This is a genomic window from Virgibacillus sp. AGTR (assembly GCF_016919725.2).
Taxonomy (GTDB): Bacteria; Bacillota; Bacilli; order Bacillales; family Amphibacillaceae; genus Virgibacillus; species Virgibacillus salarius.
In genome coordinates this window covers 1-944 of the sequence record NZ_JAJERH010000170.1, presented here as the reverse complement: position 1 = coordinate 944, position 944 = coordinate 1, and the positions used below count along the sequence as shown (strand labels likewise).

Here is a 944-nt window from a genome sequence, read left to right as displayed (position 1 = left end):
CGTACTGGTACTGTGTTTATGAATAATCCTACCATTTCCTCAATACCTTCTACTTCTGCATTCCTTCCGGAAACGACCGAGCCAAATACGACATCATCTAAGTTTGTATTCTTTTGGAGTAGGATTCCCCATACCGTTTGGATGACATTGTTTAAGGTTACTTGATGGTGTTTACTAATTCGTTTTAAAGCTTCGGTCATTTTTGGATCAATCGTAAATTCTAAGCGCTCTTTCGTAAAGGCTTCACTTCGTTTCTCTTTACTAGGTAACTTCGCCTGATTCGTATATCCTTCCACATACTGTTGCCAGAACTGCTTTGCCTTATTTTTTGGCTGTTTCTGTAGCCACTTAATATATTCCACATATGGCGTGGTGTCTGGTAACTGTACCGCTGTCCCATTGCTTAAATAGCTATAAATGGTGAAAAAATCTTTCATAATTAACCCGTTACACCAGCCATCCATCAGAATATGATGAGAGCTCCAAATCATTTTATATTCTTCTGCATTCAGCTTTAAAACAGCTAGTCGTATCAGAATATCTTGACTAAGACTAAAGCCTTTTTGCCTATCGGCAACTTCAAACTTTTCCACATAGGCTGTTCTTTCGTTTTCGCTAAGCGTACTAAGGTCTTCATAATGAATCATAGGCTTACGTGTTTTCAAGATGACTTGTTTTGGTGATTGAACATTCTCATGGACGATTACACTTCGTAAAATTTCGTACCGTTCGATTAGTTTTATAAAGCTTTGTTCGAGAATATCAAGATGGACATTCCCCTTGCATATAAAGGATTTTTGCTCAAAATAGGTCGTTGAATGTTCATCTAACAGAGAATGGAATAACATTCCTTCCTGCATTGGTGTCAATGGGTAAATATCTTGAATGGTTGCAGAATGGTAGTATTTCGTTAGTTCCGCTAGTTCTTCTAACGTCAAACTCTG

The 944-nt window shown here is 37.8% G+C and carries 1 protein-coding gene; it reads right to left on the bottom strand.

All coding sequences use genetic code 11. The features are described from left to right. Positions 1-944 (bottom strand): condensation domain-containing protein (locus JUJ52_RS23040; protein ID WP_228089248.1); only part of this gene is annotated, 944 nt, incomplete at both ends.